This window comes from Fodinicola feengrottensis (assembly GCF_010993775.1).
Classification (GTDB): domain Bacteria; phylum Actinomycetota; class Actinomycetes; order Mycobacteriales; family HKI-0501; genus Fodinicola; species Fodinicola feengrottensis.
Genome location: NZ_WOTO01000037.1, coordinates 19,633 through 37,992, shown reverse-complemented (window position 1 = coordinate 37,992; position 18,360 = coordinate 19,633). Strand labels below are relative to the sequence as shown.

The window sequence follows — 18,360 nt, the reverse complement described above, 5'->3', positions numbered from 1 at the left end:
TGCCTCTGGCAGCGGTCAGGCGAGCCCGAATGATCGATGGTGTGACGGACGGTGAGCGGGCACAATCATTCCCGTGGCCGCACCTTTCCCGCCCGCGCCGCTGGCGCCCGATTTCGCGCTGTGGCCGGCCGAGCGGTTCCTTCGCCGCTGGTACGTGTGGGTTGTGGTGGTGATGCTTGTTGTTCTGGTTGGTGCGTACGAAGTCATCCCGATCGGCTTCGACCTGGTCCACTGGGACTGGCTGTTCGTCAGCGGGATGGTCGTGCTGCTGGTGGCTTTGCGGATGGCGCTGGACCTGCCGGGACCGGGTGCAGCAGACCCTCAGCCGGCTGGCCAACCGCGGGATTCTGGTCGCCGACCCGGCCGACCCGGACGACTTCGCCGATTTCACGGACACGCTGCACAAATCCGTCCGGCGGGCAAGTGTGGTGCCGGCCGCCGGCATCGCATCGCGCTTTGTGTGCTGGGCAGCTGGCTTTTCGCCTACGGCGCGATGATCGTCACCCGACCGGCGGTCATTGTCGCGGAGGTGGCCGGTGCCGCGCTCGCCGGACTTTTCATTGGCAGGGCTGTGGGTTACGGCCGACTGGGCCGCCGGCTGGAGCACAGCGCGCTGACCGTCAAGCCCGAGCCGGACAACTTCGACGGCGCCGCCGGGCTGCGACCGATCGGCAATCTCTACTTCTTCCAGGCCGGGATTCTGGCGCTGCCGGCCAGTTTTCTGGCGATCTGGTGGCTGATCATCCCGGCGCTGGGCAAATACGCGGTGTGGCGCGGCCCGTACGCGGCCTTTCTGGCTTTAGTGTTGTTGCTTGAGGTCCTCGCGTTTGTGGTGCCATTGCTGGCTTTCCACCGGCTGATGGTCCGCGAGAAGGCGGAACTGATGGTGCAGGCGGACCGGCACAGCCAGGAAGCCGCGTCCGTACGAAGGCAGTTGTTGAGCGCGGCGCCGGACCAGCGGCTGACATTGGAGATGCGGCTGGCCTGGCTCGGCGAGCGTTATTCCGTCATCGAGACCATGACGACATGGCCAGTCAGCGCGCCGATCCGGCGCCGGTTCACGATCAACAACGCACTGTTGCTGCTGCCCATCGCCATGCAGGCCTTCGGCGTTTCTCCGAAATGGCAGGAACTACTGGAAAACCTGCACAAAGCGATGAGCTAGTGTCCCGCCGGCGAAAAATGCCGCCCCCGAACTCGAGTCTTCCCGCCGGGTGTGACAGATCCGGCGACCCGCGTACTTCGGTGGATCCTGGTAGGAAGTGATTAGTCGACCTTCACGCCGTCGACCTCGACGGTGACCTTGGAGGTGTCGAAAGCGACCGCGCCGGCGATCGGCAGCGACTCGGCGAGCGGCTGCTCGTAGAGCCACGCCACGTCGTCGATGGCGGCGGTGCGTACGTACGAAGCCGTCCCCTTGTACGGGCAGACAGTCGACGTTCTGGTCGCTGACAACACATCGTTGCGTACGTCGTCGCGCGGGATGTAGTAACGGTTCGGCAGTCCGGTTTCGGACAACACGAACGGGCGGCTGCTCTCGGCCAGCACCACATCGCCGGCCCGCACGACGACTTTGCGGCTGCTCGTACGAATGTCGACGCGGTGGTACGGGTCGCGGAGGTGGCCGAGCACTTCCTCGTCCTCATCCAGCCACTGGTCGATCTTTTCCCAGTAGAGCGCCGCATAGCCCTTCAGCCACGACGCGGTCTCGATGGGCGCCGGATAGTGCCAGACGGCGTTCTCTTCGACGCGATCGCCGACGGTGATGGTGCGGTACGAGGCGTCGCCCTTGAATGGGCAGTGCGTCGTGTGGTCGGTCGGGGTCAGCAGGGCGGCCCGCAGATCCTCTTCCGGCACGTAAAGCGTGGGCAGCAGGTTGCTCTCGTACAACAGCATGCCGCGGTCGGTGTCCACCACCGTCTCGCCGTTCAGCACCGCGCGCACCCGGCGCGGGAACGGGCGGCGGAAGAACAGTTTGTGGGCCGGTCCGTCTATCCGGTAGTTCACCGTGCTCGGTGCGTTGGCGGCCAGTGGCCCGCCGCCCAGTGTCAGACTCACGCCGATCCTCCTCGCGAGAAAAGTGTCTTCCGCGACAACATCATCGGCCGCGAGCCTGTTCCCGGCCACCGCCCATAGGCTGCCGAGTATGAAGGACCTCAGCGGATTCCGGCAGCTGGTCGCCGGCGAGCACGGCCTCGTCACGGTGACCACTCTGCGCAAGGACGGCACAATCCAGGCGTCGGTCGTCAACGCCAGCGTCGTCGACCACCCCTTGACCGGCGAGCCGGTGGTGGCTTTCGTGGCGATCGGCGGGGTGAACAAGCTCAGCAACCTGCGCGAGCGGCCCCGCGCGAACGTGGCGATCCGGGTGGGCTGGAAGTGGGCCGCGGTGGAGGGACCGGTACGGCTGATCGGGCCGGACGACCCCGCCGAAGGCGTGGATGCCGAGCGGCTGCGGCTTCTGCTGCGGGAGATCTTCACCGCGGCCGGCGGCACGCACGACGACTTCGACACGTACGACAAGGTCATGCGCGACGAGCGCCGGGTCGCCGTGTTGGTCACCCCGGAGCGATCCGTCGGGCACGTCTAAAAAGACACCTCTCCCGAACCGTGTTTCGATCACCGGCTGGCTGGGTAATCAGCGGCTGATCAGATCGGGTCGAGAGAGGGAAGGCGCTGACATGCCGAACGTGAAACTCCTGCCAGCAGCCCTGGTGTCCCAGTGGGAGTGGCAGCTGAGTGCGGCCTGCCGCGACATGGACAGCTCACTGTTCTTTCATCCCGACAACGAGCGCGGAGCGGCCCGGGCCAACCGGGCCGCCGAGGCGCAGCAGATCTGCCAAAGCTGCCCTGTCCTTGCCCAGTGCCGCAAACACGCACTGTCGGCCCAGGAGCAGTACGGCATTTGGGGCGGTCAGACCGAGGACGACCGCCGCGCGCTGGTCGCTGGCCGGCTGAACCCCTCGCGAAGGTGACGTTTTCGCCGGTCTCCTCGCCGGATCCATCCGGCGAAAACGTCACCCTCACGGAGGGTTCAGGCCGGTAACCAGCGTACGAACGAGCGGGAGGTCGACCGGCTCGGGCTCGGCGGCGAAGGTGGCCAGGAAGGCGGTCTGCAGGCAGCCGCCGAGCAGCAGCTGAGCGGCGGCCACCGGGTCGGCGTCCGGGTGCAGTCTGCCCAGTGCCTGCTCAGCGGCCAGATAGCCGGCCAATGCGGCTCGCGGGCGGTGCGGCCCAGCGCCCCTTTCCAGCAGCGCCTTACGATGCGCGGCGAGCAGTTGCGGCTCCGAGTAGAGCGAGGCCGCCATCGGGAACGTCTCGCGGTAGTACGCGATGGCCGTACGAGCGACTCGCTCCAGCACCTCGGCCAGCGGCTCGCGACCGACCAGTCCGGCCAAGCCCGCCAGCACCACCCCGAAGTCGCTCGGGACGCGCTCGTTCAGCACGGCCAGGAACAGGTCGGTCTTGTCGCGAAAGTGCTTGTAGAGCGCCGCTTCGGAGAAGCCGGCCTCCTTCGCGATCTCCTTGGTGGTGGCCCGGGCCAGGCCGCGCGTACGCATGACGTACGCCGCCGCGTCGACCATCCGGTCACGCGTACTCATGCGGATCTCCTCGCTTGACAGTTAGTGGGTGCTCACTCACTATAGTGGTTAGTGAATGCTCACTAACCACTATAGGAGACAGCCGTGAAGATCACCGTTTTCGGCGCCACCGGCGGCACCGGCCAGCAGCTCGTACGGCAGGCCTGCGCGGCCGGCCACGACGTGACCGCCGTGGTCCGCGACCCGGCCAAACTGACCGAGACCCACCCGCTGCTCACCGTCGTACGCGCCGACGTGATGGACCCTGAGTCCATCGGCTCGGCCATCGCCGGCCGGGACGCCATCGCGTCCGCGCTCGGCGGCCGCGCGCGGCGGCCCGCACCGCGTCTGCACCGACAGCGCGACCAGCATCGCCAAGGCAATGGCAGCGCAAGGCGTTCAGCGGCTGGTCGCGGTCAGCAACAGCGGCATGATCCGCGACGCCGCCGACGGCCCGATCACCCGATTCGTCGCCAAACCCATCCTCAGCCGGCTCCTTCGCGAAGGCTGGGCGGACATGGCCCGGATGGAGGACATCATCCGGGCCACCGACCTGGACTGGACGCTGATGCGGCCGCCAATGCTCACCGACGGCCCGCGCACCGGCACCTACCGCACCGCGGTCGACCACACCATCCGCGGCGGCAACCGAATCTCCCGCGCGGACCTCGCCGACGGCATCCTGCGCGTCCTGGCCGACCCCGCGTCCGTACGCACCGCGGTCGCTCTCGCGAACTAGGCCCTGTCTGGTTATTGCGACGGGCGATAGCCGAGCCCAGGAGCCGCCTGGCGGCACCGCGGAAAAGCCCCCATAGCGCTGCTATGAAGGCTTCCCCGCGGCACCACCAGCCAGCTCCTGAATCTCGACTCTCATCCCACCGCAATAACCAGACAGGACCTAGGACGACCAGAGCGCGCGTGCGGTTGCCGTACGGGAGAAGATGTGCCGATGAGGCGCAGGTTCATGCTGGTCGCCATCGCCGTCACCGCGATGATGGCCGTGGTGTTCCTGGTGCCGTTGGCGTCGCTGCTGGTCGCCACGGCGGAGCGGGCGGCCGGGTCGGCGCGGCCCGGTCGGAGGCCGAGCGCCAGGCGTACCTGATCGGCAGCGCGCTGCTGGTGACGACGGACCGTGGCACCCTCAACCGGGCCATCGCACAGACCGCGGCGGGCCGAGACCATCGGGTGGCTGTCTCGATGACGGACGGCTCGGTGCTGGGCGCCAACCTGGCCCCGGCGGCGGCCGCCGCGCTGCCGCGAGTACGAGCCGCCGGTACGCCGCTGACGGTGCCGACCGACGGCGGCGAGATCCTGCTCAGCCCCGTCTCGATGCCGCAGGGTGGGACCGCGGTGGTGGCCGTCTACGTGACCGACGCCCAGCTGCACCAGAGCCTGCCACTGGCGCTGGCGATCTGCGCGGTCAGCACGGTGTTGCTGGTCGCGGTGGCGGTCTTCGTCGCGGACCGGCTGGCCACCGGTACGGTCCGGCCGACCAAGCGGCTGGCGGCGGCCGCCCACGCGCTGGGCACCGGCGCGCTGGACACCCGGGTCCGGCCCGCCGGGCCACCGGAGATCATGGCCGCTGGTCAGGCGCTGAACGAGCTGGCGGACCGGATCGTGGCGCTGCTCGCGGCCGAGCGGGAGATGGTCGCGGACCTCTCCCACCGGCTCCGGACCCCGCTGACCGCGCTCCGGTTCAGCGCCGAGGCGCTGCCGGCGGGACCCGATCGCGAGCAGATCCTGGACGCGGCCGTGTCGTTGGAACGCGAGGTGGACGCGTTGATTGCGGAGAGCCGGCGGGCCCGTACGCCCCGGCCGCCGGCCCGTACGGACGTGGCCTCAGCGGTCGCCGACCGGACCCGGTTCTGGTCGGCGCTGGCCGAGGAACAGGGGGCCGGCACTGGGCGTTTCACCGTACGTCCGACCAGCCGGCGATCGTGGCGGTGGCGGAGAAGGACCTGGACGCGGCGCTGGACGCGCTGCTGGGCAACGTCATTCGGCACACCCCGCCGGGCGCCGCCGCGCACATCCAGGTGATCCAGGCCGCGGCCGGCGTGTCGGTGGTGTGTCGACGACGCCGGCCCGGGCATCGCGGCGCCGGCCCGGGCACTGCGCCGCGGGACCAGCGCGACCGGCTCGACCGGGCTCGGGTTGGACATCGCCCGGCGGACCGTGGAGTCAGCCGGCGGCCGGCTGGAGATCGGCCGCAGCCCGGCCGGTGGCACTCGCGTGCGGCTGGTTTTCCCGTACGCGCAGAAGCCCGGTCAGCCGGTGGCCTGAGGTGGCTCCAGTTTGATGCCGACACCGCGGACGGTGTGCAGGTAGCGCGGCGCCTGCGCGGTCTCGCCGAGCTTACGGCGCAGCCACGACAAATGCACGTCGATGGTCTGATCTGATCGTCGTCGCCGCTGGGCAGATGCCAGACCTCGCGCAGCAGCTCCCGCCGGGACACCACCTGACCGGCCCGCCGGGCCAGGTGCGCCAGCAGGTCGAACTCCTTGCGGGACAGGCTGAGCGGCTCGCCGGCCAGGCTCGCCACCCGACTGGCCAGGTCCACCTCCAGAGCGCCGACCGCGAGCGGCGCGCTCGGCGTGGACATCCCGGCCCTGCGCAGCACCGCCTCCACCCGGGCGCCCAGGTGCGGCGGCGAAAATGGCTTGATCAGGTAGTCGTCCGCGCCGGCGTGCAGCAGCCGGATCGTGGTCTCCTCGTCCGCGTGCGCTGTCACGATCAGCACCGGCGCCGAGTAGATCGCCCGGATCATCCGCAGCAGAGACTCGCCGTCCAGGTCTGGCAGGCCCAGATCCAGCACGATCAGGTCAGGTCGCCAGGACACCGTCTCGGACAGACCGGCCGATCCGGTGGCCACCGACCGTACGTCGTACTTACTGCTCCTCGTAGTCGGTGAGTAGGCGACGTACGTTCGGGTCGTCTTCGACGAGGAGGAGCTTCATGGCGGGGATGATTCCAGCAATGTTGGCGAACAGGGTGCGTTGGTCAAGTATTGTGCTGTCGTGAGCAGCGCGCGGCACTTGGGCTTGGTTTGGGTCATTTTCACCCTCCTCGCGACCGCTGCTGTCTGCTACGCAGTTAACCAGGTTCTCGGCCCGCGACCAGTCGACCGGACAATTTCCGTCACCAGCCCGGCGAGCGGCCCCGCGGGAGCGTCCGATCTGTCCCATCAGCTGGCCAATCGGGCATCCGGTGGGGTGGGCACACCGGCCGGCGGCAGCACCGGCGGGGCGGCCGCCGATCCGCCGGCCGCACCCCCCCCGACCAGCGGCAAGCCGGCCGCGGCCCATCCGGGAGTGGACGACCGTACGCTCACCGGCGCGCCGGCCACCGGACGGACGGACGTCACCTTGGGCAACTCGCCGACCTCCGCGCCCTCGTCGCGGCCCCGGACCCACCGCCGTCCCAGTACGTGACCCAGCCGACCCGGCATGTGGACGCCCGGCACGGCAGCGTCACGTTCACGTACCAGAACGGCCAGATGGGTGTGCAGGACCCGCAGCCGGAGTCGGGCTACTCGGCCACCATCACCAAGCTGCAGGCGCGCAAAGCGATCGTGCAGTTCACCAACCCGGACACCGACACCACCGAGACCGTGCTCGCGCAGGTCAGCGACACCGGCAGCTGGGTCGTCGACCTCACCGAGGCGTCCTGACCGCGGCTGGGATCGTGTTGGCCGGGGGCCGGTCGGCGCGGATGGGCCGGTCGAAAGCCGACCTGCCCTGGCACGGCTCGACACTGCTGCGGCGGACCGTGGGTGTCCTCGCGCGAGCCGTCGATGGGCCGGTGGTGGTCGTACGAGCGGCCGGCCAGTCGCTGCCGTCCCTGCCGGCCGGCGTCGAGGTCAGAGACGACGACGCGGAGGGCCTCGGTCCGCTACAAGGGGCTCGCGGTCGGGTTGGCGGCCGCCGGCACGGACGTGGCGTATGTGTCGTCGACGGACTTGCCGTTCCTGCATGTCGCGTTCGTACGCCGAGTGCTCGCCGCCTTCGACGCCGACACCGCTGGGGAGGCTGGCCCTGACGTCGTTCTGCCGATCATCGGCGGGTTCCGGCAGCCGCTCGCGGCCGGCTATCGCACCTCGCTGGCGCCGCTGGTCGCCGGCCTGGTGGCTGAGCGGCAGCTGCGGCCGGCATTCCTGTTCGAGCGCTGTCGGGTCGTACGCCTGGACGAGCCGGCGCTGCTCGCCGATCCGGTGCTCGCGGCCACCGACCCGGAGCTGGCCTCGGTGGTCAACGTCAACGAGCCGGCCGACTACCGGGCAGCGCTGGCCCAGCCGGCGCCGCTGGTCACCGTTCAACCCGGCGGTGCGCTCGTACCCGCCGCCACCCTCGCCGAGGCCGGCTTCCCGCTCGCCGACCACTTCGCCACCGTCAACGACTCGCCGCCCATTGACGACCCTTCATATCCCCTCGTCACCGGCGACACCGTCCACTTCCACCCCCGTCACTCTCCGTCCCGGCCGTGACGTCCGCATCGACGCGATGCGTGCGTTCAGCGCACGCATCGCGTCGATGCGGACAAGACAGGGTTACGGAGTGTTGTTGGCGAGGGCGAGCAGGCGAGCCTCGCTGCCGTTGAAGGTGTCGCGGTCGACGGCACCGCTGATGCCGCTGACCGAGCCGGAATCGGTGTACTGCCACATCGTGTACGCGCCGAAGCCCCGCGGCATGGTCGGGCTGGAACCGCCCCAGCTGGCCACGTCCAGCGGCGTGAGGGACGCGAAGGCGCTGCTGCCGCCGGTGCACGAGTTCCACCAGCTGGCGGACGTGTAAATCACCACGTCCCTACCGGTCTTTGCCTTGTACGTGTTGTAGAAGTCGCGGATCCAGGCGACCGAGGCGCAGGAGCCTTCAAGATCCAGCATGCCGGGCAGCGTGTGGTTGTCGGCGCTCCAGCCACCGCCGTGGGTGGCGAAGTAGGTCGCCTGGGCGGCGCCACTGGAGTCAGCGGGCCGGGCGAAGTGGTACGCGCCGCGAATGAGGCCGGCGTTGTACGCGTTCGTGTAGTTGGCGTTGAAGGTCGGGTCCTTGTAGGTCGTCGACTCGGTGGCTTTGATGTAGGCCCACTTGATGCCGGCGTTCTTGACCGAGGTCCAGTTGATGGTGCCCTGGTAGTGCGAGACGTCGATGCCGGGAACGCCGGCCACCGCTGGCTGCACGGCGTTGGACACCGCCGGCGGCGGGCCCTCCATCCCCTCGTGACCAGGCCCGCGCGGCGTCGCCGCGGAAGCCGGTGTGACGGTCACCAGGGTGACCACCAGAGCCGCGGCGGCCGACGCTGCCACGAACGCCAGTCTCTGCCATCCTCCTCGTCGAGCGCGGTCGAAACTTCCCTTCATGTTCCCTCCCTCTCTCGAAACTCCCGTGCGGGAACATACGCGAGGGATGGTGACAATCGCCATAGTTTTCGGGTGACATTTAATAATGAATTTCCCGGCAAAACAAGGCAAAAGCCGCTACCGGCGGCAGCGGCTTCGATTTACTGAAATGTCGTGTTACCACGTTTACCGAGAAGTCTTCCGACAGAATAACAACCCTCGCCGAGGCCGCCGCGCTCTCCCGTGACAGCGGCCTCGGCGAGGGTGCGGATCACGGAGTGTTGTTGGCCAGCGCCAGCAGCCGGGCGTCAGGCCCGTTGAACGTGTCCCGGTCGACGGCACCGCTGATGCCACTGACCGAACCGGAATCGGTGTACTGCCACATCGTGTACGCACCGAAGCCACCGGGCATGACCGGGCTGGAACCACCCCAGCTGGCCACGTCCAACGGAGTGAGCGACGCGAAGGCGCTGCTGCCGCCGGTGCACGAATTCCAATAGCTGGCGGACGTGTAAATCACCACGTCCCTACCGGTCTTTGCCTTGTACGTGTTGTAGAAGAAGTCCGAATCCAGGACACCGAGGCACACGTACCCTCCAGGTCCAGCATCCCCGGCAGGGTCAGGTTGTCCGCGCTCCAGCCACCCCCATGAGTGGCGAAATACGTCGCCTGCGTCGCGCCGCTGGACTGCCCCGGCTGGGCGAAGTGGTATGCGCCGCGGATAACCCCGGCGTGGTACGCATTCACGTAGTTGGCATTGAATGTCGGGTCGTAATAGGTCGTCGACTCGGTGGCCTTCATGTACGCCCACTTGATGCCGGCGTTCTTCACCGCGGTCCAGTTGATGCTGCCCTGGTAGCTCGAGACGTCAATGCCGGGCAGGCCCGCCACCGCTGGCTGCACGGCGTTGGACACCGCCGGCCGCGGGCCCGCCATACCCTCATGCCCCGGCCCGGGCGGCGCGCGCCGCGGAGGCCGGCGAGACGGTGACCAGAGTGACCACCAGAGCAGCGGCGGCCGAGGCTCCGACGATCGCAAGTGCGCGCCACCGACCTCGTCGTACCCGGTCGAAACTTCCCTTCATGTTTCCTCCCTCTCTCGAAACTCCCGTGCGGAACATACGCGAGAGACGGTGACAATTGCCATAGTTTTGGTCGACATTTAATAGTGATTTTCCGGGAACAAATCTACAAAGCGGGCTATAAACGGTAACGGGTGGTATCTAACGTTATAAAGGAATTACCATGTTTACCCGGGAGGTCTGCCTGCAGGATGACGCCTCCGGTAAGAGGCCGACGCAGGTAAGGCCGGATACCGTCATGAGAGTGCAGCTCCCCGCCCCGACGCGAGCCCGAACCGCGACTCGCCGCCGCGAGATCCGGATGCTGGTTCTGGACGCGATCACCGCGATCGCCGCGGTGATCCTGCTCGCGTACGCGACACTGGAACCACCCGGTCTCGACGAATCGCCCAAGCCGGTGTTGGTCTGTTGGCTGGCCGCGCTCGTCGTCGGCCTCCCGATCGCGGTGCGCCGGCTGTCGCCGCGGGTGGTCCTCTGCTTCGTGCTGTGCGCCGGGTCGCTGGTCACGGCGACCGCCGTGGTCAGCGAGGGAGTGGTCTTCATCGCGTACGTCCCGACCGCCCTCGCCCTTTACCTGGTCGCGCTCCGGTCGCCCCGGATCTGGTCCTTCGCGGTGCTGCCCATCTGCATCTTCGCCACGGCGATGATGATTTTCCTTTTCTACAGCCGAGCCGTCGAGCCCCAGCAGCGGTCGGACGGGTTCGGCGAGATCGCCGGCATCTGGCTGATGCTGGCGGTCGCCTGGGGGCTGGGCACGCTGATCCGCTGGCGCCGGTTCCTCGCCGACAGGATCGTCCAGGAGCGGGCCCGGGACGCGGTGGTGGACGAGCGGCTGCGGATCGCCCGCGAGCTGCACGACATCGTCGGGCACAGCATGAGCCTGATCGCGGTCAAGGCGACGGTCGCGAACCACCTCGCGGACGTACGCCCGGAGGAGACCCGGGCGGCACTCGCGATCATCGAGGAGACCAGCCGGAACGCGCTCGGCGAGATCCGCAAGGTGCTGGGCATCCTGCGTAGCGACACCGGCAGCGGCGCCGAGCTGGTCCCGGTAGTGGGCCTGTCCGATGTGCGCGAGTTGGCCGACCGGGCCGAGTCCGCCGGGGTCGAGGTCGACCTGGTGGTCCGCTCGGTCGGCCCGCTGCCGGTGGCGATGGAGCTGTCGATTTATCGGATCGTGCAGGAGGGGCTGACCAACGTGATCAGCCACGCGGCCCCGACGCATTGCCGCGTCGACGTCGACGCTGACGAGCTCGGCGTCCGCATCGAGGTGACCGACGACGGCCCCCCCAACCGCGGACGCCGGCTCGTACGTCCGGCGGCCACGGCCTGATCGGCATCAACGAGCGGGTCACCATGTTCGGCGGCACCTTCGCCGCCGGACCGCGCGGTGAGGGCGCTTTTCGGCTGTCCGCCCACCTACCGTACGAGGCATCATGACCGAGCCGATCCGGGTGCTGCTGGCCGACGACCACGTGCTGCTGCGGGACAGCTTTCGCATGCTGGTCGAGGCGACCGACGGGTTCACCATCATCGCAGAAGCCGGCACCGGCACCGAAGCCGTCGAGCTGGCCCGCGAGCACCGCCCGGACGTGGTCCTTATGGACGTACGGATGCCGGAGATGGACGGCATCGAGGCGACCCGCCACATCTGCCGCTCGGCGGAGACCGCCGACGTACGGGTGATCATCCTGACCACCTTCGACCTCGACGAATACGTCTACGCGGCGATCCGGGCCGGCGCGAGCGGGTTCCTGATCAAGGACACCACCGCGGTTGACCTGCTGGCCGCGATCCGAGTGGTCGCGGCCGGTGACGCGCTGCTCGCGCCGACCGTGACGCGCCGGCTGGTCTCCGCGTTCGCCCGCCAGCCCGACCAGCGGCTGGTCGGCTCCCGTGAGCTCGGCGGGGTCACCGACCGGGAGCGCGAGGTGCTGATGCTGGTCGCGCGCGGGCTGTCGAACGCTGAGATCGCCGACCGCCTGCAACTGGGCGTTGGGACGGTGAAGACGCACGTCGGCCGGTTGCTGAGCAAGCTGCGCGTACGAGATCGGGCGCAGCTGGTGGTCGTCACTTACGAATCCGGCCTGATCGCCCCGCCCGGACGGGCAAACTGACGGATAGCGTGACAGGCATGACTTCTCCGGACCTGATCCGCCTACGGGACACCGACGATGTGGCCATCACCCGGCGGGACCTGCCGGCCGGTAGCGAGGTGATGCCCGGCGTGACGACCCGGGAAGATGTGCCGCGTGGCCACAAAATCGCGGTCCGCGCACTTCCCGCTTCGGCGCCGGTGCATCGGTACGGACAGATTATCGGCTTCGCCGGTCGGGATATCGCCGCCGGCGAGCATGTCCACCTGCACAACCTCGAATACCGGGAATTCGAGCGGGCGTACGAATTCTGCGTCGACGCGCGCGACGAGGAAATCCTCCCGGTGGCACAGCAAGCCACCTTCGCCGGTTTCCGGCGCACACCGACGGCCGCGTCGGCACCCGCAATTTCCTGGGCGTCCTGACCAGCGTGAACTGCTCGGCCACCGCGGCCAAACAGATCGCCCGGCAGATGCAGTTTTCCGGCGTACTGGAAGATTTCCCGCACGTCGACGGAGTGGTGGCGCTGACCCACGGCACCGGTTGCGGAATGGCGCCGGACGGCGAAGGTATCGAGGTTCTGCGCCGGGTTATGCGCGGCTATCTGACCCACCCGAATTTCGCCGGTTTTCTGATCCTGGGCCTGGGATGTGAGGACAACGAGATCGTCAAGCTCACCGGCGATGTCGAGTTGCGACCCGATCTTGCGGTGGTGTCGGCCACCATTCAAGAGCTCGGCGGCACCGCTCGTACGATCCGGGAAGGCGTCGCCAGACTGACCGAAATGCTTCCGATGGCGGAAAGGTCCCGGCGGGAGCCGGTGCCGGCCAGCGAACTGGTGCTGGGCACTAACTGCGGCGGCTCCGACTCGTACTCCGGCCTGACCGCCAACCCCGCGCTGGGCGCCGCCGTCGATCTGCTGGTCCGGCATGGCGGCACCGGGATTGTTGGCGAAACCCCGGAAATCTACGGGACTGAGCACATGCTCGTCCGCCGGGCGGCCACCCGCGAGGTGGGCGAGAAACTGCTTCGCCGGATCGACTGGTGGAAGGACTACACCGCGAAAAAAAACGTGGCTCGATGGACAACAATCCCTCTCCTGGCAACAAGGCCGGCGGGCTGACCACCATCCTGGAGAAGTCGCTCGGCGCGGTCGCCAAGGGCGGCACCACCACCCTGCGGGACGTGGTCGAATACGCCGAACCGGTGACCAGCAAAGGATTCGTCTTCATGGACACTCCCGGCTACGACCCGGTGTCGGTCACCGGCATCGTCGCCGGCGGCGCGAATGTGGTGTGTTTCACCACCGGCCGCGGCTCCGCCTTCGGCTGCAAACCCGTGTGCCCAGCCTCAAACTCGCCACCAACACGCCACTTTACGAACACATGCGCGAAGACATGGACGTGAACTGCGGCGGCATCGTGGACGGCGACGACACCGTCGGCGGTCTCGGCCAGCGGATTTTCGACCAGGTGCTGCGGGTCGCTTCCGGCGAGCAGACCAAAAGCGAGGCCCTGGGCTACGGCGACGAGGAGTTCGTGCCCTGGCACCTCGGTACGGTCATGTAGTCACCGGATGATCAGGGTGTGTTCCTGACGCTCCACCAGCTCGCCGATCACCGGCGCGCCTGGAATTTCGCCCGTCAGCAGCAAACCACCGGAAGTCTGCGCATCGGCGAGCAGCAACGCCTCCGACTCGGCGACCGCGCTCGCGTCGGTGTGCGGCCCGGACCCAGTCCAGGTTCCTCCTGGTGCCGCCACTGACATAGCCGGCCGCGAGCGCGTCCCTCGCGCCGTCCAGATATGGCACCGAGGCCGCGTCGATGATCGCTGTCACGCCACTGGCCCTGGCCAGCTTGTAAAGGTGCCCGAGCAATCCAAAGCCGGTCACGTCCGTACCGCCGGCAATCCCGGCCTCGAGCGCCGCCTGGGCCGCTTTTTCGTTGAGTGTGGTCATGTTCACGATGGCCTGCTCGAACCGCTCGCCGGTTGCCTTGTGCCGGCTGTTCAAAACCCCGACACCGAGCGGTTTCGTCAACGACAACGCCATTCCCGGCCGGCCGGCGTCGTTCCGGATCAGCTTGGCCGGGTCCCCGATCCCGGTCACCGCCATCCCGTATTTCGGCTCCGGATCGTCCACACTGTGGCCGCCCGCCAGGTAGCAACCGGCCTGCCGCGCGATATCCAGGCCCCCGCGCAAAGTCTCGGCCGCCAACTCCAACGGCAACACCTCGCGCGGCCACCCCAGCAGGTTCACCGCCACCACCGGCCGGCCACCCATCGCGTACACATCGGACAACGCGTTCGCCGCCGCGATCCGCCCCCAGTCGTACGCGTCGTCGACCACCGGCGTGAAAAAGTCCGTCGTCACGATGACGGCCAGCCCATCCTGCAGCCGTACGACCGCGGCATCGTCGCCGTCATCCAGCCCGACCAGCAACTCCCCCGTCGTCTGCCCAGCCGGCACCGCGGGATCACCGATCAGCCCGGCCACCACCGCTTCCAGCTCCCCGGGCGGGATCTTGCAGGCGCACCCACCACCGTGCGCGTACTGAGTCAGCCGATACGTGGTCGAGGAAGCCGTCATCCCCCCATCCTGCCCCTGTTGTAGCGCTAACCACACCCCTTCCAGCCGCGAGGGTAACGTGGTGGGGCCAGAATGCCCATATTTGTCACCCCACAACGTCACCCTCGCGAAAATCCCACCGGGCGTGCCATGATGGGCCGATGGATCGGGGAGGTGTATCTGGCCTGGTGGCCGGCGCGGTCTTCAAAACCGTTGAGCGGCAGGAACTGTCGCTGGCGGGTTCGATTCCCGTCCGCCTCCGCCATCGGCACTGAGGGCACCCGATGACCGATCCGCGCCGGCACATCCCGCGCACAGACGCCGCCGTGCTGGCCGATCCGCGGCTGGTCAAGGCGGTGGCCAGGATTGGCTACCCGCTGGTGAAAAAAAGCGGTCGTCGACGCCCAACAACGCGCTCGTACGGGCGAAATTCCGCCGGAGTCCATTGTGGAGGCCGCGGTGGACGCCCTTCCCCGTCATGCCAGCGGGTTACGGCCGGTGCTGAACGCCACCGGCATTTTGGTGCACACCAACCTCGGCCGGGCGCCGCTTTCGGCGGCGGCCGTCGACGCGGTCGCCGCGGCGGCCGGGGTCACCAATGTCGAGTTCGACCTGCGGACCGGCCAGCGCGCGCCGCGCGCGCCGCGGCGCGCTGGAGGCGCTGGCCGCCGCCGTACCGACCGCTGGTGGCGTGCACGTGGTCAACAACAATGCGGCCGCGTTGCTGCTGGTCGCGCTCGCGCTGGCCGGCGACGGCCGGGAAATCGTCATCAGCCGCGGCGAACTGGTGGAGATCGGTGACGGGTTCCGGATCCCCGAGCTGTTGGCCTGCACTGGCGCGAAACTGCGCGAGGTCGGCGCCACCAATCGCTGCCGGCCAGACGACTACGCCGACGCGATCAACGAGCGGACCGCCTTCGTTCTGAAGGTCCACCCGTCGAACTTCCTGGTCAGCGGATTCACCCGTGAGGTCGGGGTAAGCGAGCTCGCCGGCCTGGGTGTGCCGATCGTCGCGGATGTCGGATCAGGCCTGTTGCGGCCGCATCCGCTGCTACCGGACGAGCCGGACGTGGCCACCGCGCTGGCCGAGGGCGCCGCGCTGGTGACCGCGAGCGGCGACAAGCTGCTCGGCGGCCCGCAGGCTGGCCTGTTGTTCGGCGCGGCCGATCTCGTGCACCGGCTGCGCCGGCATCCGGCCGCGCGGGCCCTGCGAGTGGACAAGCTCACCCTCGCCGCGCTGGAGGCGACGCTGCGCGGCCCGCTGCCGCCGGTGCCGGCGATGCTCATCGGCTCCCGATCGGATCTGTTCGGCAGAGCCGAAAAGCTCGCCAGCGAGCTGCGTGAGAGCGGAATTTCGGCAGTGCCGGTGCAAACCGAGGCCGCGGTCGGCGGTGGCGGCGCTCCGGGCGTACGACTGCCGAGCGCGGCGGTCAGCTTGCCGGCCCGGTTCACCGCGGCGCTGCGCGCTGGCGAGCCGCCGGTGGTCGGGCGTACGGACAAGGATCGGTGCCTGCTCGATCTGTCCACTGTGGACGCCGCGCAGGACAAGGTGGTGGCCGCGGCGGTACGGGCGGCCGCGGTCACCTGATGCACGTCATCGCCACCGCGGGCCACGTCGACCACGGAAAATCCACCCTGGTCAGGGCTTTGACCGGGATGGAGCCGGACCGGTGGGAAGAGGAACACCGGCGCGGGCTCACCATCGGGCTCGGTTTTGGCTGGACCACGCTGGCAAACGGCGAGCAGGTGGCCTTCGTCGACGTGCCGGGGCACGAAAAGTTCGTGCCGACGATGCTGGCTGGCGTCGGCGTCGGCTCGGTGCCGGCCGCGCTGCTCGTGGTGGCCGCGGACGCCGGCTGGATGCCCCAGTCTTCTGAGCATCTGTCCGCATTGGACGCCCTCGGCGTGCGACACGGGCTGCTGGTGATCAGCCGCGCCGACCTCGCCGATCCGGAGCCGGCCCGCCGACAATCTCTCGACATCGTTGCTCGCAGCGGTCTCGGCGCACTGTCCACTGTGGTCGTCAGCGCGGTCACCGGGCAGGGCCTCGACCAGCTACGCGCCGAGATTTCCCAGCTGGTCAAGGCACTTCCGGCGCCGGACCGGCAGGCCGACGTACGGCTGTGGGTCGATCGCCGCTTCACCCTGCGCGGCACCGGCACCGTGGTCACCGGCACGCTCGCGGCCGGCACTGTCCGGGTCGGCGACACCCTGTCGATCGCGGCTACCGGCCAGGTGGGCAAAGTCCGCGGCCTGCACGCGCTCGGCGAGCCGCGCGACGAGGTCACCGCGACCGCACGGGTGGCGGTCAACCTGCGCGGAGTCGACCGTGCCGACGTACGTACGGGCGATGCGCTGGTCGCGCCGGATCGTTGGCTGACAGCCACATCTCTCGACGTGGCGGTGCCCGAAGCCGATCGCCTGCCGGGCCGGCTGGTGCTGCACCTCGGTTCGGCCGCGGTGCCGGTTCAGTTGCGACCGTTGGGAAAAAACTGCCGCTCGGCTGACGCTGGAACGCCCTTTGCCAGTGCGGTACGGCGATCGGGTGCTGCTCCGCGACCCGGGCCGGCACCAGATCGCCGCTGGCGCGACCGTTCTCGCGGTCGATCCGGCGCAGTTCCGCCGCCGCGGTGCCGCCGCCAGCCGGGCCGCGGATCTCACCGTACTGGCCGCGATGTCGTCCGGCCGGCCGGCAGCGGCCAGCGAACTTACGTTGCGTCAGCACGGTTTCCGGCTCGCCGCCGAGCTGACCAGGGCCGGTCTGCCGCTCGCCGGCGAGCCGATCAGCCACTGGCGGGCCGATCCGGCCCGCCTTGCCGAGCTGGTCCCGCCGGGCACCCACCGAGGTATCGGCTTGGCAGGCCGAAAATCCGCTGTCCGCCGGCATCGCGGTGGACACTTTGCGGCAGCGGCTGGACGTACCGGACCGGGAGATCCTCACCGAGCTGCTCCGGCGAGCCGGCCTGCGAGTCGCCGAGGGTGTCGTACGACAGGAGGCCGAAACCACTCTGCCGCCGCGAGTGGCCGAAGCCGTACGAGCGGTCCGCGACGCGCTGGCGGCCAGCCCGTTTTTTTCGGCGCCAGACGCGCCAAGACTGGCCGAGCTTGGCCTGGGCAACGCCGAACTCGCGGCCGCCAGCCGGGCCGGCTACCTGCTGCGGCTGCCGGCCGGCGTCGTACTGCTGCCGGACGCACCGCACATCGCGGCCCGCGTTCTCGGGGGCCTGCCACAGCCGTTCGGTCTCAGCGAAGCCCGCCAAGCGCGCTGGGCACCACTCGGCGGGTGGCCCTGCCGCTGCTGGAATTCCTGGATCGCCTGCGCATCACCGAAAGGCTGCCAGACGACCGTCGACGGCTACGCGAAGTTGATCTTGACGATTCGACCATTCACGCCTAGAATTCGCGGCCGCCACAATATCTCTGGGACGCATGGTTCACAAAACCGAAAAGGGCGACTGCCGCACATTACCCAGTGTCGATGAATTGCCGTTCCGAAATGCATTGTTAGCAGGACCCGAAGAATAAACAACACGGTGAGTGATGACACGCCGTTCGCCGGCCGGCTTTTATGGGACTGCGGACAGATCGGCTATGGCGCCCGCGCATTGCGTGTCGCCCGGCCCGATGGTTTACTGCGTGATCGCCGGCCGACACCATAACAGCAGTGGCTGGCGCACGGGCGGGCTCTGGTTGGATGGACCGAAA

The 18,360-nt window shown here is 68.7% G+C and carries 24 protein-coding genes, 1 tRNA gene and 5 pseudogenes; 21 read left to right on the top strand and 9 right to left on the bottom strand.

Annotated features, from left to right (window positions below; all coding sequences use genetic code 11):
* The first annotated feature begins 73 nt into the window (after positions 1 to 73).
* Positions 74 to 1,165, top strand: coding sequence for a hypothetical protein (locus GNX96_RS30055; RefSeq protein ID WP_163571340.1), 1,092 nt, complete (start codon positions 74 to 76; stop codon positions 1,163 to 1,165).
* Between the two features lie 101 nt (positions 1,166 to 1,266).
* Here the strand turns inward: GNX96_RS30055 and GNX96_RS30050 are convergent, their stop codons facing one another.
* On the bottom strand, positions 1,267 to 2,058 hold the full coding sequence (locus GNX96_RS30050) for a DUF427 domain-containing protein (protein WP_163571338.1): 792 nt from the start codon (positions 2,056 to 2,058) through the stop codon (positions 1,267 to 1,269).
* Positions 2,059 to 2,146: 88 nt separating this feature from the next.
* Here GNX96_RS30050 and GNX96_RS30045 point away from each other — a divergent pair, with 88 nt between their 5' ends.
* Both GNX96_RS30045 and GNX96_RS30040 read left to right on the top strand, forming a co-directional pair.
* A complete protein-coding gene (locus tag GNX96_RS30045; protein ID WP_163571336.1) occupies positions 2,147 to 2,590 on the top strand; it encodes a pyridoxamine 5'-phosphate oxidase family protein in 444 nt (147 codons plus the stop codon).
* A gap of 91 nt (positions 2,591 to 2,681) precedes the next feature.
* Positions 2,682 to 2,975, top strand: coding sequence for a WhiB family transcriptional regulator (locus tag GNX96_RS30040; protein ID WP_163571334.1), 294 nt, complete (start codon positions 2,682 to 2,684; stop codon positions 2,973 to 2,975).
* A gap of 48 nt (positions 2,976 to 3,023) precedes the next feature.
* On the opposite strand, the gene GNX96_RS30035 is transcribed toward GNX96_RS30040, so the two are convergent.
* Positions 3,024 to 3,602, bottom strand: coding sequence for a TetR/AcrR family transcriptional regulator (locus GNX96_RS30035; RefSeq protein WP_163571332.1), 579 nt, complete (start codon positions 3,600 to 3,602; stop codon positions 3,024 to 3,026).
* An 84-nt stretch (positions 3,603 to 3,686) separates the two neighbouring features.
* On the opposite strand from GNX96_RS30035, the pseudogene GNX96_RS65145 reads away from it, so the two are divergent.
* The 5 genes and pseudogenes from GNX96_RS65145 to GNX96_RS65140 all read left to right on the top strand — a co-directional run.
* Positions 3,687 to 3,854: pseudogene (locus tag GNX96_RS65145) on the top strand (NAD(P)-dependent oxidoreductase); the annotation flags it as partial.
* Positions 3,855 to 3,963: 109 nt separating this feature from the next.
* On the top strand, positions 3,964 to 4,320 hold the full coding sequence (locus tag GNX96_RS56310; RefSeq protein WP_279581861.1) for an NAD(P)-dependent oxidoreductase: 357 nt from the start codon (positions 3,964 to 3,966) through the stop codon (positions 4,318 to 4,320).
* A gap of 210 nt (positions 4,321 to 4,530) precedes the next feature.
* A complete protein-coding gene (locus tag GNX96_RS30025) occupies positions 4,531 to 4,683 on the top strand; it encodes a hypothetical protein (protein ID WP_163571330.1) in 153 nt (50 codons plus the stop codon).
* 17 nt (positions 4,684 to 4,700) lie between these two features.
* Positions 4,701 to 5,618, top strand: coding sequence for a histidine kinase dimerization/phospho-acceptor domain-containing protein (locus GNX96_RS30020; RefSeq protein WP_163571329.1), 918 nt, complete (start codon positions 4,701 to 4,703; stop codon positions 5,616 to 5,618).
* A 114-nt stretch (positions 5,619 to 5,732) separates the two neighbouring features.
* Entirely contained in the window at positions 5,733 to 5,861 is a 129-nt protein-coding gene (locus GNX96_RS65140; protein WP_452124494.1) for a hypothetical protein, read from the top strand.
* Here the strand turns inward: GNX96_RS65140 and GNX96_RS65135 are convergent.
* Together GNX96_RS65135 and GNX96_RS30010 are read right to left on the bottom strand one after the other, a co-directional pair.
* A complete protein-coding gene (locus tag GNX96_RS65135) occupies positions 5,846 to 5,959 on the bottom strand; it encodes a winged helix-turn-helix domain-containing protein (protein WP_390624173.1) in 114 nt (37 codons plus the stop codon). The two genes, GNX96_RS65140 and GNX96_RS65135, sit on opposite strands and share 16 nt — an antisense overlap.
* 41 nt (positions 5,960 to 6,000) lie before the next feature.
* Positions 6,001 to 6,465: pseudogene (locus GNX96_RS30010) on the bottom strand (response regulator transcription factor); the annotation flags it as partial.
* A gap of 130 nt (positions 6,466 to 6,595) precedes the next feature.
* Between GNX96_RS30010 and GNX96_RS56305 the strand changes: the two are divergent.
* From GNX96_RS56305 to mobA (GNX96_RS29995), 4 genes are read left to right on the top strand one after another with little or no spacing between them, the layout of a single operon-like run.
* Positions 6,596 to 7,009 carry a hypothetical protein gene (locus GNX96_RS56305; protein ID WP_279581860.1) on the top strand — a complete coding sequence of 138 codons (414 nt, stop codon included), beginning with the start codon at positions 6,596 to 6,598 and terminating at the stop codon, positions 7,007 to 7,009.
* Positions 7,006 to 7,248, top strand: coding sequence for a hypothetical protein (locus tag GNX96_RS30000; RefSeq protein ID WP_163571325.1), 243 nt, complete (start codon positions 7,006 to 7,008; stop codon positions 7,246 to 7,248). The genes GNX96_RS56305 and GNX96_RS30000 overlap by 4 nt, the downstream gene beginning before the upstream one ends.
* A gap of 14 nt (positions 7,249 to 7,262) precedes the next feature.
* On the top strand, positions 7,263 to 7,616 hold the full coding sequence (gene mobA / locus GNX96_RS56300) for a molybdenum cofactor guanylyltransferase (RefSeq protein WP_279581859.1): 354 nt from the start codon (positions 7,263 to 7,265) through the stop codon (positions 7,614 to 7,616).
* Positions 7,522 to 8,061, top strand: a complete 540-nt coding sequence (gene mobA, locus GNX96_RS29995) for a molybdenum cofactor guanylyltransferase (protein WP_279581858.1) — start codon at positions 7,522 to 7,524, stop codon at positions 8,059 to 8,061. The genes mobA (GNX96_RS56300) and mobA (GNX96_RS29995) overlap by 95 nt, the downstream gene beginning before the upstream one ends.
* Positions 8,062 to 8,124: 63 nt before the next feature.
* Here mobA (GNX96_RS29995) and GNX96_RS29990 read toward each other — a convergent pair whose 3' ends face one another.
* The 4 genes from GNX96_RS29990 to GNX96_RS29980 all read right to left on the bottom strand — a co-directional run bounded on the left by GNX96_RS29990 (position 8,125) and on the right by GNX96_RS29980 (position 9,997).
* The gene (locus GNX96_RS29990) at positions 8,125 to 8,934 is read right to left on the bottom strand and encodes a GH25 family lysozyme (RefSeq protein ID WP_163571324.1); all 810 of its coding nucleotides are present in this window, start codon (positions 8,932 to 8,934) and stop codon (positions 8,125 to 8,127) included.
* Between the two features lie 250 nt (positions 8,935 to 9,184).
* Positions 9,185 to 9,433: a GH25 family lysozyme gene (locus tag GNX96_RS56295; RefSeq protein ID WP_279581857.1), complete on the bottom strand. Its 249-nt coding sequence runs from the start codon at positions 9,431 to 9,433 to the stop codon at positions 9,185 to 9,187.
* The gene (locus GNX96_RS56290; protein ID WP_279581856.1) at positions 9,430 to 9,849 is read right to left on the bottom strand and encodes a GH25 family lysozyme; all 420 of its coding nucleotides are present in this window, start codon (positions 9,847 to 9,849) and stop codon (positions 9,430 to 9,432) included. The genes GNX96_RS56295 and GNX96_RS56290 overlap by 4 nt, the downstream gene beginning before the upstream one ends.
* 4 nt (positions 9,850 to 9,853) lie before the next feature.
* A complete protein-coding gene (locus GNX96_RS29980) occupies positions 9,854 to 9,997 on the bottom strand; it encodes a hypothetical protein (RefSeq protein ID WP_163571322.1) in 144 nt (47 codons plus the stop codon).
* A gap of 241 nt (positions 9,998 to 10,238) precedes the next feature.
* On the opposite strand from GNX96_RS29980, the gene GNX96_RS29975 reads away from it, so the two are divergent.
* The 6 genes from GNX96_RS29975 to GNX96_RS56270 all read left to right on the top strand — a co-directional run bounded on the left by GNX96_RS29975 (position 10,239) and on the right by GNX96_RS56270 (position 13,658).
* Positions 10,239 to 11,327, top strand: coding sequence for a sensor histidine kinase (locus GNX96_RS29975; protein WP_279581855.1), 1,089 nt, complete (start codon positions 10,239 to 10,241; stop codon positions 11,325 to 11,327).
* 103 nt (positions 11,328 to 11,430) lie between these two features.
* Positions 11,431 to 12,111, top strand: coding sequence for a response regulator (locus GNX96_RS29970; RefSeq protein WP_163571318.1), 681 nt, complete (start codon positions 11,431 to 11,433; stop codon positions 12,109 to 12,111).
* A 17-nt stretch (positions 12,112 to 12,128) separates the two neighbouring features.
* A complete protein-coding gene (locus GNX96_RS56285) occupies positions 12,129 to 12,515 on the top strand; it encodes a UxaA family hydrolase (protein ID WP_279581854.1) in 387 nt (128 codons plus the stop codon).
* Positions 12,516 to 12,520: 5 nt separating this feature from the next.
* Positions 12,521 to 13,213, top strand: a complete 693-nt coding sequence (locus tag GNX96_RS56280; protein ID WP_279581853.1) for a UxaA family hydrolase — start codon at positions 12,521 to 12,523, stop codon at positions 13,211 to 13,213.
* Complete coding sequence (locus GNX96_RS56275; RefSeq protein WP_279581852.1) at positions 13,171 to 13,497, top strand: UxaA family hydrolase; 327 nt, start codon at positions 13,171 to 13,173, stop codon at positions 13,495 to 13,497. Before GNX96_RS56280 ends, GNX96_RS56275 begins: the two co-directional genes overlap by 43 nt.
* The gene (locus tag GNX96_RS56270) at positions 13,488 to 13,658 is read left to right on the top strand and encodes a UxaA family hydrolase (RefSeq protein WP_279581851.1); all 171 of its coding nucleotides are present in this window, start codon (positions 13,488 to 13,490) and stop codon (positions 13,656 to 13,658) included. The genes GNX96_RS56275 and GNX96_RS56270 overlap by 10 nt, the downstream gene beginning before the upstream one ends.
* On the opposite strand, the pseudogene selD reads toward GNX96_RS56270, so the two are convergent.
* Positions 13,659 to 14,676 (bottom strand): annotated as a pseudogene (selD, locus tag GNX96_RS29960) (selenide, water dikinase SelD).
* A gap of 149 nt (positions 14,677 to 14,825) precedes the next feature.
* Here selD and GNX96_RS29955 point away from each other — a divergent pair.
* The 3 genes and pseudogenes from GNX96_RS29955 (at position 14,826) to selB (ending at position 18,052) form a co-directional block, all read left to right on the top strand.
* Positions 14,826 to 14,920 (top strand) — tRNA-Sec (locus tag GNX96_RS29955).
* A 19-nt stretch (positions 14,921 to 14,939) separates the two neighbouring features.
* Positions 14,940 to 16,243 (top strand): annotated as a pseudogene (gene selA / locus GNX96_RS29950) (L-seryl-tRNA(Sec) selenium transferase).
* Positions 16,243 to 18,052, top strand: a pseudogene (gene selB, locus GNX96_RS65130) (selenocysteine-specific translation elongation factor). The pseudogenes selA and selB overlap by 1 nt, the downstream one beginning before the upstream one ends.
* Positions 18,053 to 18,360 lie beyond the last annotated feature (308 nt).